This is a genomic window from Exiguobacterium sp. s122, from assembly GCF_018618475.1.
Lineage (GTDB): Bacteria > Bacillota > Bacilli > Exiguobacteriales > Exiguobacteriaceae > Exiguobacterium > Exiguobacterium himgiriensis.
Map to the genome: position 1 here is coordinate 1,023,578 of NZ_JACSMD010000001.1, position 15,072 is coordinate 1,038,649.

A 15,072-nucleotide genomic window follows, 5' to 3' on the forward strand; every position below is an offset into this window, starting at 1 on the left:
GTACGAATCAGTAATAAGAGGAGAAAGGATGGTCATCATGGACTTGACATCCATTCAAGACCCGTCATTCCTAAAACGAATGTCGGTACCGGAAATGGAAGCGCTCGGCGCCGACATTCGACGGTTCTTGATTGAAAAATTGGCAGAAACGGGAGGGCATTTGGCGCCGAACTTGGGTGTTGTTGAATTGACGCTTGCCCTACACCGTGTATTCGACAGTCCGAAAGACCAGCTCGTTTGGGACGTAGGGCACCAAGCCTACGTGCATAAAATCTTGACAGGACGGACGAAACAGTTCGATACGCTTCGTCAATACAACGGTTTATGCGGCTTCCCGAAACGGTGTGAAAGTGACCATGACGTCTGGGAAACCGGGCATAGTTCGACTTCGCTTTCGGCGGCCATGGGGATTGCTATCGCCAACGAGTTGAAAGGACGATCTGAAGACCGGGCGATTGCGATCATCGGAGACGGGGCACTCACTGGGGGGATGGCGCTAGAGGCGCTCAACCATATCGGTGCGGAGAAACAAAATGTGATTGTTATTTTGAACGACAATGAAATGTCGATCGCACCAAACGTCGGGGCGATGCACAATATGCTCGGTCGGATGCGGTCGTCGCGTAAGCTCAAACATGCACGCGAAGAAGTGGAGTCGCTCATCAAGCAAATCCCAATCGTTGGGGGACCGTTAGAACGGAGCGGGGAACGTGTCAAAGACATGTTGAAATCGGCGCTTATTCCAGGAACGTTCTTTGAAGAGCTCGGATTCACTTACTTTGGACCGGCCGACGGACACGACTTGAAAGATTTACTCGAAACGCTCGAATATGCGAAGAAAATTGACGGGCCCGTCATCGTCCACGTCATCACGAAAAAAGGCAAAGGCTACCGTCCAGCCGAACTTGACGGCGTCGGGACATGGCACGGACTCGGACCCTACAAGATTGAGTCCGGTGAAGTGATTAAAGGCAAAGTGAAAGGTCCGAGCTATTCGAAAGTCGTCGCGGAGACGGTGACTAAAGTCGCTGAGACCGACGATCGCGTGACATTGATCACGCCGGCGATGAGTGTCGGATCGAAGCTCGATTGTTTCTCGAAGAAGTTTCCAGAGCGCATGTTTGACGTCGGGATTGCTGAACAGCATGCCGTCACACTCGCTGGCGGTCAGGCCACCCAAGGGTTGAAACCGGTCGTCTCGATTTATTCGACGTTTTTCCAGCGCGCCTACGATCAACTCGTCCACGACATCTGTCGTCAAAACTTGAACGTCGTGTTCACGATTGACCGCTCAGGGCTTGTTGGTGCCGATGGGGAAACGCACCAAGGTGTGTTTGACATCGCCTTTATGCGCCACGTACCGAACATTCGGATTCTCATGGCGAAAGATGAAGAAGAGTTGCAACAACTTGTTTATTCGGCCCTTCGTTATGACGACGGTCCAATCGCGATTCGCTTCCCGCGTGGAGAAGGAATCGGTGTACCGATGAGTGAGTCGTTGAACGAAATTCCGCTCGACGTATGGGAAGTTGAGGCGGAAGGAACGGATGTTGCACTGTTGACGTTCGGTCCGCAAGTACAAGATGCCCTAGAAGTTCGTGAACGACTGGCCGGCACGTTGAGCGTTCGTGTTATCAACTGTCGAACGATCAAGCCGCTCGACGACGTGATGCTCACATCGCTTTATGAGGAAGGCATCCCGCTCGTCACACTTGAAGAAGCGGCGCTCGCCGGTGGTTTCGGTAGCAGCGTGCTTGAGCATGCGAGCGATGCGAGACAGTTCCCACGTGTGTTGCGGCTCGGCATCCCGGACCGTTACATCGAGCACGGCGGCGTAAACCAACTACTTGAAGAAATCGGTCTCCGGCCGGCTCAAATCGCGGAATCGATTCAACAATTCGTTCAAGTGACAAATCGACAGAATGTGTGAGGAACTATGGAAAAGAGAAAGAAAACAAGATTAGATGTATTACTCGTGGACCGCGGTTTAGCGGAGACGCGTGAAAAGGCGAAGCGCGCCGTGATGGCGGGCCTCGTCTATAGCGGCACGGAACGGCTCGACAAGGCGGGAGACAAAGTATTTGATGACATCCCGCTTGACGTGAAGGGACAAGTGCTTCCTTACGTCGGTCGTGGCGGACTAAAGCTCGAAAAAGCGCTCGACGTCTTTCCGCTTGACGTGACTGCAAAGATTGGACTCGACATCGGTTCGTCGACAGGCGGCTTCACAGACTGTGCCCTTCAGAACGGGGCGCGACAAATGTATGCCGTCGATGTCGGCTACAATCAATTGGCGTGGAAGCTCCGGAGTGATGAGCGCGTCGTCGTTATGGAACGAATGAATTTTCGTCATGCGACGGCTGACCAGTTCAAGGATGCCCCGGACTTTGCGACGATCGACGTCTCATTCATCTCGCTACGATTGATGTTACCGCCGCTCAAACAAATCTTGAAGCCGAACGGGGTCGTCATGGCCCTCGTCAAACCACAGTTTGAAGCTGGGAAAGCCGACGTCGGGAAGAAAGGAATCGTCCGCGATCGCGCCGTTCATGAACGGGTCGTCGAGGATATGGTTCGTTTCTTCGCCTCAGAAGGTTTTCACGTCGAAGGGTTAGACTACTCCCCAATCACCGGAGGAGACGGGAATATTGAATTCTTATTATTCGCCCGACTCACCGGCGTCGGTGGAATCGAGCCTGCCATTGACGTATCCGCAGTCATCGATGCGGCGCACGCGCAATTGAAGAAAAATGGGTAACCTGTAGCCTTGCTGCAGGTTTTTTCAATGGTTGGCGAGCCGCTTGAATTCATTCGCCGAAAGCTAGACCTTTTTTCGACAATACTTTAGAATGAACATGAGTATGTGAAACGAAAAATGAGGTGTCAGCGAGTATGAACAAAGGACAGCGCTTGATTAAAATCCGTGAGATCGTCACGAATCGCGAAGTCGAAACGCAAGACGAGCTGGTGGATGAATTACATCGTGCCGGCTATCCGGTGACGCAGGCGACGGTATCACGAGACATTAAAGAACTTCATCTCGTCAAAGTACCGCTCAATGATGGTCGGTACAAATATAGTCTTCCGGCCGATCAACGCTTCAATCCGTACGGCAAAATGAAACGGATCCTCGGGGACAGTTTCGTCTCTGTCGATTCGGCCCAAAACCTGGTTGTCATGAAAGTATTGCCGGGGAATGCGGATGCGATTGGCGTGTTGATTGACCATTTATCATGGGATGAATTGATTGGGACGGTTTGCGGGGACGACACGATTTTAATGATCGCCCGCGACGAACGACAAGCGAAACAAATCATCGAACGATTACTCGGAATGTTATGAGGTGAATGAACGTATGTTAGCAGAACTATCGATCAAACAATTTGCGATCATCGACGAGTTGAATATCGACTTCAATCGCGGGATGACGGTCCTGACCGGTGAAACCGGGGCAGGGAAATCAATCTTGCTCGACGCGATAGGGCTGCTTGTTGGGGGACGTGGCTCGAGCGAGTTCGTCCGCTACGGTCAAGACAAGGCAGAAATCGAAGGGCTATTCATCGTGGAAGCCGGCCACCCGATTCTTGAGGCGGCGTCACAATACGGGATTGAAATTGAAGACGGTACGGTCATCTTGCGTCGTGATTTACATAGTAGCGGCAAGAGCGTCTGTCGTGTTAATGGGAAGATGATGCCGCTCTCGACACTACGTGAGTTCGGCCGACAGCTCGTCGACATCCATGGGCAACACGAACATCAACATTTGATGGATGCGGAATACCATCTCGGCATTTTGGATAGCTTTGCGGAAGGGGACGTGACACCGCTTCTTGAACAGTATCGTGAAGCGTATAAAGCTTGGAACGACGTCGCGAACGAACTGAAACGGCTCAGCCAGAGCGAACAGGAACTGGCGCAACGGATGGATTTACTCGCGTTTCAGACGAATGAAATCGAGGCCGCGGCTCTACAAATCGGGGAAGAACAGGCACTCACAGAAGAACGGGATGAGCTCGCCAACTTCGAACGCATTCATCAGCACGTCCGGCTTTCGTATGAGGCGGTGGCCGATGAGTCACGCGGGCTCGACCAAATCGGTGTCGCGATGCGGGAAATGGAAGAGGCGTCGGCACTTTCGACCTCGCTTTCGCCGATGGCCGAGACCATCTCGAACGCGTATTATTTGCTCGAGGACGCGAAGTTCCAACTTCGGGACCAGCTTGACTCCCTTGAGTTCGATCCAATCCGCCTCGATGAGATTGAGACGCGGCTCGCATTGTTCCAACAGCTGAAACGAAAATATGGCGCCACAATCGATGAAGTGATCGCCTACGGAGAAAAAGTCGCCGATGAGTTAAAATCGATGACGAATCGGGAAGAACATTTGCAAGAACTGACGGAAAAGCTCAAGCGCCTCGAAGTCGATGTGCGTGAAAAAGGGATGACGTTGTCCAAAGCCCGTAAAGATGCGGCCATCGAACTCGAACAAGCGATTCATCGAGAACTGCAAGAACTGTACATGGAGAAGACCCGATTCGAGGTTCGGTTCAATGAAGGGACATTTAAACAGGACGGTCTTGACCAAGTCGAATTTTACATGATGACGAATGTCGGGGAACCGTTCAAACCGCTCGCGAAAGTCGCCTCGGGGGGTGAATTGTCGCGTGTCATGCTCGCGCTGAAATCTATTTTTTCTCGGACCGTCGGTGTCGCCTCCATTATCTTTGATGAAGTGGATACAGGTGTCTCAGGACGAGTTGCGCAAGCGATGGGCGAGAAGATTTTCCGCCTCTCGGTCGGTTCGCAAGTATTGTGTATCACGCATTTGGCACAAGTTGCTGCCATGGCCGACCAACATCTCTATATTACGAAGTCAGAGACAGACGAGCGCACGAAAACGAACGTGAGCGTGCTCGACCGTCAAGAACGGATTGACGAGCTTGGACGAATGATTGCCGGGCCGCAGATGACGGAGCTGACGAAACAACATGTAGAGGAACTGCTCGACATGTCTTTGCAATTAAAACGGAAGTTCATTGAAGGGGTGTCTTAATTGATTACATTATGCATCGCGGACGACAACCGAGAAATCGTTGATTTGTTGACCCGCCAACTGGAGACCGAGACCGACTTGAAGGTCGTCGGGACCGCCTTTGACGGCGAGGCGTGCTTAGACGTCGTCAAGACACACCAGCCGGACGTATTGTTACTCGATATCATCATGCCGCATTTGGACGGGATTGGCGTATTAGAACGCCTGCAAGATGAATTGGCCGAAGCGAAACCAGAAGTGATCATGCTGAGCGCCTTCGGGAAAGACGAAGTGACAAAGCAAGCCGTTCAACTCGGCGCTTCTTACTTTTTAGTCAAGCCGTTCAACATCCAGCAGTTGATTGCCAAGATTCGAGAGTTGGCCGCGGGCTCGAATCGGGAGTTCGAGGCAATGTCGCCTGAAGAACTCGACATTTCTCTGTTGTTACAACAACTCGGGATCTCCCCACGAATCAAAGGATTTAAATACCTTCGTCAGGCGGTCATTTACGTGCGCGAACGCCAAGAGTTGCTCGGCCTGATTACGAAAGAGCTTTATCCGATGGTCGCCAAAGAGCATGAGACGACGTCATCGCGCGTCGAACGCGCCATGCGCCACGCCATCAAGACGGCATGGGATAACGGCATGCGCGACCATGAGATGTTCAATGGACGACCGGAGCGGGAACGGAGTCCTAAAAACTCAGAATTCATTTCGTATTTCGTGACGTATCAGACGTTGAAGCAACAATGAGAAGCCAGAGACACTCTGGTTTTTCTTTTAGTTTGTGAAAGAAAGCGCTTGCAATTTCGTCTCGGCTTGTTATAATAAGGGTGTACCAAGTTACTTGGACGAGCGTCAGATGAACGCTTTCTATTCGGTGCCGGAACCGGTTAGAGCAAGAAATCATCTCGGACCGCTATCCGTTAATAGCTCAGAGGTGGGAACGACATCTCAAACCGTTTACACGTCCCGACGAGAGGTCGCGACGTTCGCTCATTCGCGAGATGGTTCTGAATACGATTCGAAGCTAGGGATCGTGTCAGGTAAAACAAATCGTTCAGTTGACCAAAAGGAGTGTTGTCAACCGTTGAACAGTTTATGGCAAGCGTTCGACTTCACGATGGATGGTTCGACATGACCCGATGAAAAACCGTTAGTAACTCGAATGGGTACGTTTCCGTTCACGCAAGACGGCAGTTACTAGTTTCTTTCAAACTTCTTCATTAAGAAGACCATTGGTGTATCATGTCACATGTAATGCAGTATGAAATGAGAGGAGATCATCCGTAGTGATCACAATTCAATATGAATAAAAAGGTTCCGCACTTGAAATGAAGTCAAGTTAGGGAACCTTTTTTTGTGTGTCCGGATGATTAAGAATCAATCGGCACTTTTCCAGTTTTTTTATCACGGTTGAAGATATAGCCTGCGACGAACCCAATTCCGCCTATGGCGATCAACAATCCGAACGTCCCTTGTAGCATCGAAGCGGCCGCGACCGAATCAATCCAAGAGAATGGGGCGCTCGTCATCAAGAAGAAACTGTCACGTAACAGCTTGATCCCATACACACCGAGCAGACCGGGGACGATTAGGATTAGAAGCGCGATGACTCGCATAAAATCTCCTCCTTTTCCACTCATTATTTTAACAGAAAAGCCGTAGTCCGACACGGTCTTTTTATGGCAGTTGCGAAACGGGTCGGGTTTCAGTAGCATGAATGCAGGTAGAGAAATGGGGGAATGGTTCAATGAAGAAACGACTACTCATTGTCGGAGCCGGAAAAGGCGGTACGGAAGTGTTAAAGATGTTGCTCGATTCGCCGCTCGTCCGCATCATCGCGGTCGTCGATTCGGATGAGGCAGCCGAGGGATTGAAGCTTGCGCGAAGCCGAGGGATTCAAATCGGGCGTGACTGGCGTGACTGCGCTGAGGAAAAAGTAGATTTCGTCATCGAGACGACGGGGAAAAGCGAGACGTTCCATGAATTGAAGGCGCACTTTACAGAGGCGGTCGTCTTACCGGGAGAGTTCATTCGGGTCGTCGTCGAACGGTTGCAACAACATCAACAGATGCTCGAGGCGATTATCGATTGCACGAGTGAAGCGATTTCCGTGGCGGACCATCATGGCAACACGATTTTAATCAACCCGTCCTATACCCGTCTGACCGGGTTCAAGAAAGAGGATGTCGTCGATAAACCCGCGACCGCTGACATCGGGATGCAGGAGAGCGTGCATTTGAAAGTGTTGTCGACCGGAAAAGGCGTCCGTGATATTCGGATGCAAATCGGGGCAACGCGACGGGACATCCTCGTCAACGCCGAACCGATTATCGTAGAAGGAAAGCTGCGAGGCTCAGTCGGGGTCATTCGAGACGTTTCCCAACTGCGTGCGCTTCGGGACGAACTGCAAGAAGCGAAGACACGAATCCGAAACCTTGAGGCGAAATACCAGTTCACCGATATTATCGCTACGAGCGAGGCGATGCGCTTCGTCATCGAGCAGGCGCGGCTCGCCGCACTCACACCGGTGACCGTCCTGATTCGCGGAGAGTCAGGTACCGGGAAAGAGCTGTTCGCCCACGCCATCCATGGGGAGTCGCCGAGGAAGTATAAGAAGTTTGTCCGGGTCAACTGTGCCGCCATCTCCCCGACGTTGCTCGAGAGTGAGCTGTTCGGCTATGAGGATGGCGCGTTCAGCGGTGCGAAGCGCGGCGGGAAGGTCGGTTACTTTGAAGAAGCGGACGGGGGCTCGCTCTTTTTAGATGAGATTGGCGAGTTGCCGTTAGACGTGCAAGTGAAGTTGCTACGTGTCCTTCAAGAACATGAAATCGTGCGTGTCGGGGGGACAAACGCGATTCCGATTGACGTCCGCATCATCGCGGCGACGAATGCTGACCTCGAACACAAAGTGGCCGATGGCTCCTTCCGCGAAGACTTGTATTATCGGATTAACCGGATGCCGATTTATATTCCGCCGCTCCGTGACCGGTTGGAAGAAATCGAACCACTCGCTGAGCGAATCATCCGGAAGTTGAATCAAGAATATGGACGTAGCGTGCACGGGATTGAGATCGAGGCAATCGAGCAGTTGAAAAGTCAATATTGGAAAGGGAATGTCAGGGAACTTGAAAATGTGCTCGGCCGGGCGATGATTTACATGTCGAACAACGACCAATACATTGCCCCACACCATCTTCAACTCGCCCCGCGCCTCACCGTGACGAAAGCGACGGATACGTCGACGCTTCAACAATCGGTCGCGCGCTATGAACGTGATTTGATTGAGCGGGCGATTGAAGAAGCAGACGGGAATAAGTCCGAAGCCGCGCGCCGTTTACACATTTCGATTCGAACATTATATAATAAGCTTGAACGCACGCAATAATTTACCTGCAATTTTATGCGTGGTATGTCATAATATGCAGGGTGGACGACCGTTTAAAGCGCTTTCAACATTGGAAACTAAATTGCATGTATGTTGGTGAAGCATCGTTAGGGGGGACATGTATGAATTTTGAACGGATGCTCGCAAAGGCGAAACAATTGGACGGCTGTACCGTCTCGATTGCCGGCGCAGCTGACGTAGAAGTGATTCGGGCGGTCAAACTTGCCACCGATCACGGGTTGTCACGGTTCATTTTATTTGGTGATGCGCGTGAGATTAAACGCTTATGTGACGACGAAGGCATCGCCGAGAATGCGGTTGACATCCTGCATGTGAAAGGAGAAGCGGACATCGCCAAACGGGCGACGCTCGCTGTCAGAAACGGTGAGGCCGACGTGCTCATGAAAGGCATGGTCGCGACGTCGACGTTCATGAAAGCGGTACTCAGTCGGGAGGCGGGTCTCCGGACGAATCGGACGCTCAGTCACGTCGCACTATTTCAAATACCAAATAGAGAACAGTTGATTGGTGTGACCGATGCGGCGATTCATATCGCACCAACGCTTGAAGAGAAAGTCGAGATTATCCATAATGCGGTCGGAGCGATGCGAGATATCGGCTATGACTTACCGCGCGTGGCTGCAATCGGTGCTGTCGAGGTCGTCAACACGCAGATGGCGGCGACGATGGACGCCGCCTTGCTTACGCAAATGAATCGACGTGGTCAAATTAAAGGGTGTGTCGTCGACGGGCCACTCGCCCTCGATAATGCCGTCGATATGGTCGCGGCCAAACAAAAAGGAATTGACAGCGATGTTGCCGGCCAAGCCGATTTGCTACTCGTACCTTACATAGAGGTCGGCAACGTCCTTTATAAGTCAATCATGTATTTCGCCGGTGCGAGCGTCGCGGCAATCGTCGTCGGCGCAGCAGCACCTGTCGTCTTAACAAGCCGGGCCGATACGGCCGAGGCGAAGCTATACTCGCTCGCTTTCGCATTGTTGCACGCAAAAAACTAATCACTTCCTAGGAGGAATTACTTATGATGGAGACTAACATGGAACCACGTTTTCGTATCTTTGACGTTTTGCAGGCTGAAGACTATGAACAAATCGTCTTCTGCCAAGACCAAGCGTCAGGCTTAAAAGCGATTATTGCGATTCATGACACAACGTTAGGACCTGCGCTAGGCGGACTTCGGATGTGGAACTATGAGTCGGAAGAAGCGGCGCTTACGGACGTGCTCCGACTTGCAAAAGGGATGACGTATAAAAACGCGGCGGCAGGGTTGAACCTCGGCGGCGGAAAAGCCGTCATCATCGGAAATGCGAAGACAGACAAATCCGAGGCGCTCTTCCGTGCGTTCGGTCGCTACGTCCAGTCGCTCAGCGGTCGCTACATCACGGCCGAGGACGTCAATACGTCAGTCGCCGATATGGATTACATTCATATGGAGACAGATTATGTGACGGGTGTCAGCCCAGCGTTCGGATCGAGTGGCAACCCATCACCGGTGACGGCGTACGGCGTTTATCGCGGAATGAAGGCTGCGGCCAACTGGAAGTTCGGATCGGATTCGCTCGCCGGGAAGACGATTGCCGTTCAAGGTGTCGGAAATGTCGCCTACAACTTGTGCCGCCATCTTCATGAAGAAGGCGCTCACCTGGTCGTCACAGACATCAATGAAGAGGCGCTCAAACGGGCCGAGACCGATTTTGGAGCTACGGTCGTGAAGCCAGAAGAGATTTACGCAGTCGAATGCGACATCTTTGCACCTTGTGCCCTCGGAGCGGTCATCAATGACACGACGATTCCACAATTGAAAGCGAAGATTGTCGCGGGCGCAGCGAACAACCAACTCGCTGAGGACCGTCATGGGGATGTGTTAGAAGAGCATGGCATCCTCTATGCCCCTGACTTCGTCATTAACGCAGGTGGCGTCATCAACGTCGCCGACGAACTCGAAGGCTACAACCGTGAACGGGCTATGAAGAAAGTCGAGCTCATTTACGACAACATGATGCGTGTGTTCGAAATCGCGGAACGCGATGGTGTACCGACGCACGTCGCCGCCGAGAAAATGGCAGAAGAACGAATCGCGATGATGTCACGATCACGTAGCCAGTTCTTGAAAGTCGAGAAGAGCTTGCTTGGAGGACGCTAATATGGCCCGTCAACTCATTCTCGCCATCAATCCCGGGTCGACATCGACGAAAGTCGGTTTGTTTGACGGCCAAGAGGAGATTTTGACGAAAACGGTTCGGCACGGTGAAGACGTCACAAGATTGTCACTTCCGGACCAGCTCACGCATCGGGAACAAGAAGTCCAGGCCGTTTTGAACGAGGCCGACATCGCAGTCAAAGACTTGTCTGCGATTGTCGGTCGCGGCGGTCTCCTCGCTCCGATGCCTTCTGGAACGTATGAAGTCAACGCGCTCATGCGGGAAGACCTCGCTAGCGGACGTTTTGGCATGCATGCGTCGAACCTTGGCGGCTTAATCGCACATAAACTTGGCAGTGCGTTTCAAGTACCAAGCTTTATCGTCGACCCGGTCGTGGTCGATGAGCTACAACCAATCGCGCGCCCGACCGGGATGCCGGAGATCGATCGCCGGAGCATCTTCCACGCGTTGAACCAAAAAGCAGTCGGCAAACGCTTCGCTGCTGAAAATGGAAGCGATTACACATCGCTCAATTTAATTATCGCGCACCTTGGCGGAGGCATCACAGTCGGTGCCCATGCAAAAGGACAAGTGATTGATGTGAATAACGGTCTCGACGGGGACGGCCCGCTCGCACCCGAACGGGCAGGCTCGATTCCTGTTGGACAGGTAGTAGAACTATGTTATAGTACCAGGTATAAAGAATCGGAGATGAAACAGAAAATTGTCGGCCGTGGCGGGCTTTATGCTCACCTTGGCACGTACGACGCCATCGAGATCGAAGAGCGTATGGCAGCCGGAGACGAACAAGCATCCCGTCTTTATGAAACGATGGCTTATCGGGTCGCCCAAGAGATCGCCAAACATGGCGCCACGCTCTTCGGGCAAGTCGATGCCATCATTCTCACAGGAGGGATTGCGTATTCGGATTGGTTGACCGAGTCGATTAAGCGACGGGTCGGTTATCTCGCGCCCGTTCACGTCTATCCAGGTGAGGATGAGTTGAAGGCGCTCGCTGAAGGGGCGCTTCGAGCCATCCGACAAGAAGAAGCAGTTCGACAATATGAGGGGGATACACATGGCACGAGAATTTGAAGTCGTCGTCATCGGCGGAGGTCCCGGCGGCTATGTGGCTGCAATTAAAGCAGCCCAAGCCGGGAAACGAGTCGCAATCGTAGAAGCATCTAAACTCGGGGGGACATGCCTACATAGAGGATGCATCCCGACAAAAGCGCTACTAAAGGCAGCCCACGTCTATCAAACGGCCAAACATGGCGAGACATACGGCGTTGAGACAGGTCCGGTCACGTTCAACCTCGAACGGGCCCAGGTGTTCAAACGCGATTTGGTCGCGGGACTCGAAAAGGGAATCGAGCACTTGATGAAGCAAGGGAAGATTGAAGTCTTTCACGGGAAGGCGTCGATTCTTGGACCGAGTATCTTCTCCCCGCAACCGGGGACGGTCGCGATTGAAGACGAGACGGGTGAGTCCGAACTCATCTTACCGAATCAATTGATTATCGCGACAGGATCGATTCCACGAGAACTCCCTGGTTTACCGTTCGACCACGAACGCATTTTGAATTCGGATGACTTGCTCCAGTTCGAAGCGCTTCCGAGCTCAATCGCCATCGTCGGCGGCGGTGTCATCGGTGTCGAGTGGGCGTCGATGCTCATCGATTTAGACGTCGACGTGACGTTGATTGAAGTCGGCGATCGTTTGTTGCCGCTTGAAGACAAGGCGGTGTCACGCGAAGTCGAACGTTTGTTGAAAAAGCGTGGTGTACGCGTCAAGAAGAATGTGACGGTCGACCCGGAACAGACAACAGTCAAAGAAGACGGCGTCGACTTGAAGGTCGGGGATACGTCCCTTACTGTCGACTGTGTCCTCGTCTCCGTCGGTCGCGTCGCGAACATCGAGGACCTCGGATTACAAAACACGTCCATCGTCGTGGAGAAGGGTGTCATTCAAGTCGATGCCCAATATCGCACGAAAGAACGTCACATTTTCGCGATTGGGGATTGTATCGGGAAATTGCAACTCGCCCACGTTGCTTCGGCAGAAGGCGTCAAGGCGGTCGAGACGATTCTCGGGCATGAACCGATGCCGCTCGATTACGATTTGATTCCACGTTGTGTATATGGCGTGCCGGAAGTCGCATCGGTCGGGTTAACAGAAGAAGCGGCGAAAGCGTCTGGGCGGAACGTCAAGACGGGTACGTATCGTTTCAATGGACTCGGGAAAGCGCGCATTGAAGGTCAAGCAGACGGGTTCGTCAAACTCGTATCCGACCAAGAGACGGATGATTTGCTCGGGGTCCATATCGTCGGACCGAAAGCGACCGAATTGATCACAGAAGGCGGTCTCGCCCTCGTCTTGAACGCGACGGCATGGGAGATGGGTCAACTCGTCCATCCGCACCCGGCACTGAGCGAGGCGTTCCAGGAAGCGGCACTCGCTGTTGACGGCTTACCGATTCATGCCTAAGGAGGAAACGGAAATGGAACAAATGACTGTAAATTCATATGAAGAGCTCGGTCTTTCGAAACAAGACTTGATTGCCATGTTTGAGACGATGGTCCGAGCTCGAAAGATTGATGAGCGGATGTGGAAATTGAACCGCGCTGGAAAAATCCCGTTTGTCGTCTCGTGTCAAGGACAAGAGGCGGCCCAAGTGGGTGCAGCGTTCGCTCTCGAAAAAGGAATCGACTATATTTTACCGTACTACCGGGATGTCGCGGTCGTGCTCCATTTTGGCCAAACGGCTCGTGACTTGATGTTGTCCGCGTTCGCCAAAGCGGAAGACCCGAACTCGGGCGGGCGTCAAATGCCAGGACATTTCGGTTCAAAACAACATCGAATCGTGACAGGGTCGTCACCGGTGACGACGCAAGTGCCGCATGCGGTCGGTGTCGCGCTTGCTGCGAAACTGAAAAAAGAAGAGCTCGTCACATTCGTCTCGTTCGGTGAAGGCTCATCGAACCAAGGAGATTTCCATGAAGGAGCGAACTTCGCCGGCGTCCATAAACTTCCGGTCATCTTGTTCTGTGAGAACAACAAGTACGCCATTTCGGTCCCGTTATCGAAGCAGCTCGCTTGTGAGCGTGTCTCAGATCGGGCCAAAGGATATGGGATGCCAGGCGTGACGGTAGACGGGACAGACCCGATCGCCGTGTATGTCGCTGTGAAAGAAGCGCGGGAACGTGCCCTCCGTGGGGAAGGACCAACCCTCATCGAAGCGGAAGTCGAGCGTCTCGTCCCGCATTCGTCCGATGATGATGATAAAGCGTATCGTTCAGCAGAAGAGTTGGCCGAATTGAAACATCGAGACGGCAACCAATTGTTCCGTGCCCGTTTAATTGAAGACGGGATCGCGACAGCTGAAGAGTTGGCATCCATCGAGTCAGCCGTCGATGCGGAAGTGAACGAAGCGACGACGTACGCCGACAAAGCACCGTACGCGTCACCTGAATCGACATTGGATCACGTGTACGAGGGGGAAATGTGATGAAAACGTTTATTGAAGCAATCAATGAAGCGATTCATGAAGAGATGGAACGAGATGAGAACGTCTTTGTCCTCGGTGAAGACGTCGGCGTCCGTGGGGGCGTGTTCCGCGCCACGCAAGGATTGATTGAAAAGTATGGGGAAGATCGTGTCATCGATGCTCCGCTCGCAGAAAGTGCGATTGCAGGCGTTGGAATCGGTGCGGCGATGTACGGAATGCGTCCGATTGCGGAAATGCAGTTCGCTGACTTCATCATGCCGGCCGTCAACCAAATCGTTTCGGAAGCAGCCAAGATTCGGTATCGTTCAAACAATGATTGGACGTGCCCGATGGTCATCCGCGCGCCGTTCGGTGGTGGAATCCATGGTGCCCTTTACCATTCCCAATCCGTCGAAGGCATGTTCAATTCGACACCGGGACTGAAGGTCGTCATCCCGTCTGATCCCGTCGATGCGAAAGGACTGCTAAAATCTGCGATTCGCTCAAATGACCCCGTTCTTTTCTTTGAACATAAGCGTGCCTATCGTTTGCTCAAGTCTGAATTGCCGACGGACGACTACACGGTCGAAATCGGCAAAGCGGCCGTCAAACGCGAAGGGGACGATATTACGATCATCACCTACGGCCTTTGCGTCCACATGGCGCAAGAAGCGGCGAAGACACTCGAGTCAGAAGGGATCAGTACCCACATTCTTGACTTGCGTACCGTCTATCCGCTTGACCAAGACGGAATCGTCGAAGCGGTGAAGAAGACGGGCAAAGTCCTTCTTGTCACGGAAGACAATAAAGAAGGAAGCATCATCGGGGAAGTGGCGGCCATCATCGCCGAGAAGGCGCTATTTGAACTCGATGCACCGATTGAACGCTTGGCGGGTCCTGACGTCCCGTCGATGCCGTATGCCCCACCGATGGAGAAATTCTTCATCGTCTCGCCTGAAAAAATCGCGGAGCGGGCACGCCAGCTCGCTGCGTTTTAAG

14 protein-coding genes are annotated in these 15,072 nt (G+C 52.6%); 13 read left to right on the forward strand and 1 reads right to left on the reverse strand.

The genetic code is table 11. From position 1 onward, the window contains the following. The first annotated feature begins 37 nt into the window (after positions 1-37). The 6 genes from dxs (at position 38) to KNP92_RS05230 (ending at position 6,173) form a co-directional block, all read left to right on the forward strand. Positions 38-1,930 (forward strand): 1-deoxy-D-xylulose-5-phosphate synthase, encoded by a 1,893-nt coding sequence (gene dxs / locus KNP92_RS05205; RefSeq protein WP_214840217.1) that lies wholly within the window; start codon positions 38-40, stop codon positions 1,928-1,930. A gap of 6 nt (positions 1,931-1,936) precedes the next feature. Next, positions 1,937-2,758: a TlyA family RNA methyltransferase gene (locus KNP92_RS05210; RefSeq protein ID WP_214838232.1), complete on the forward strand. Its 822-nt coding sequence runs from the start codon at positions 1,937-1,939 to the stop codon at positions 2,756-2,758. Positions 2,759-2,892: 134 nt separating this feature from the next. Then, positions 2,893-3,342, forward strand: coding sequence for a transcriptional regulator AhrC/ArgR (gene ahrC / locus KNP92_RS05215; RefSeq protein ID WP_024371524.1), 450 nt, complete (start codon positions 2,893-2,895; stop codon positions 3,340-3,342). 13 nt (positions 3,343-3,355) lie between these two features. Further along, positions 3,356-5,053, forward strand: coding sequence for a DNA repair protein RecN (gene recN, locus KNP92_RS05220; protein WP_214838235.1), 1,698 nt, complete (start codon positions 3,356-3,358; stop codon positions 5,051-5,053). After that, a complete protein-coding gene (gene spo0A / locus KNP92_RS05225) occupies positions 5,054-5,785 on the forward strand; it encodes a sporulation transcription factor Spo0A (RefSeq protein WP_214838237.1) in 732 nt (243 codons plus the stop codon). Positions 5,786-5,972: 187 nt separating this feature from the next. Beyond that, entirely contained in the window at positions 5,973-6,173 is a 201-nt protein-coding gene (locus KNP92_RS05230) for a hypothetical protein (RefSeq protein ID WP_214838239.1), read from the forward strand. A gap of 235 nt (positions 6,174-6,408) precedes the next feature. On the opposite strand, the gene KNP92_RS05235 is transcribed toward KNP92_RS05230, so the two are convergent. After that, positions 6,409-6,654: a DUF2627 family protein gene (locus tag KNP92_RS05235; protein ID WP_214838243.1), complete on the reverse strand. Its 246-nt coding sequence runs from the start codon at positions 6,652-6,654 to the stop codon at positions 6,409-6,411. A 131-nt stretch (positions 6,655-6,785) separates the two neighbouring features. On the opposite strand from KNP92_RS05235, the gene KNP92_RS05240 reads away from it, so the two are divergent. The 7 genes from KNP92_RS05240 (at position 6,786) to KNP92_RS05270 (ending at position 15,071) form a co-directional block, all read left to right on the forward strand. Beyond that, on the forward strand, positions 6,786-8,423 hold the full coding sequence (locus KNP92_RS05240; protein ID WP_214838258.1) for a sigma 54-interacting transcriptional regulator: 1,638 nt from the start codon (positions 6,786-6,788) through the stop codon (positions 8,421-8,423). 86 nt (positions 8,424-8,509) lie between these two features. Next, positions 8,510-9,442 (forward strand): phosphate butyryltransferase, encoded by a 933-nt coding sequence (yqiS, locus tag KNP92_RS05245; protein ID WP_214838261.1) that lies wholly within the window; start codon positions 8,510-8,512, stop codon positions 9,440-9,442. Positions 9,443-9,465: 23 nt separating this feature from the next. Further along, positions 9,466-10,587, forward strand: a complete 1,122-nt coding sequence (locus KNP92_RS05250; protein ID WP_251136398.1) for a Glu/Leu/Phe/Val family dehydrogenase — start codon at positions 9,466-9,468, stop codon at positions 10,585-10,587. 1 nt (position 10,588) lies between these two features. Beyond that, the gene (buk, locus tag KNP92_RS05255) at positions 10,589-11,680 is read left to right on the forward strand and encodes a butyrate kinase (protein WP_214838264.1); all 1,092 of its coding nucleotides are present in this window, start codon (positions 10,589-10,591) and stop codon (positions 11,678-11,680) included. Beyond that, positions 11,664-13,073, forward strand: a complete 1,410-nt coding sequence (gene lpdA / locus KNP92_RS05260; protein ID WP_214838267.1) for a dihydrolipoyl dehydrogenase — start codon at positions 11,664-11,666, stop codon at positions 13,071-13,073. The genes buk and lpdA overlap by 17 nt, the downstream gene beginning before the upstream one ends. Before the next feature lie 22 nt (positions 13,074-13,095). Next, a complete protein-coding gene (locus tag KNP92_RS05265; RefSeq protein WP_214840219.1) occupies positions 13,096-14,094 on the forward strand; it encodes a thiamine pyrophosphate-dependent dehydrogenase E1 component subunit alpha in 999 nt (332 codons plus the stop codon). Next, a complete protein-coding gene (locus tag KNP92_RS05270; protein ID WP_214838270.1) occupies positions 14,094-15,071 on the forward strand; it encodes an alpha-ketoacid dehydrogenase subunit beta in 978 nt (325 codons plus the stop codon). The genes KNP92_RS05265 and KNP92_RS05270 overlap by 1 nt, the downstream gene beginning before the upstream one ends. Position 15,072: the final 1 nt, after the last annotated feature.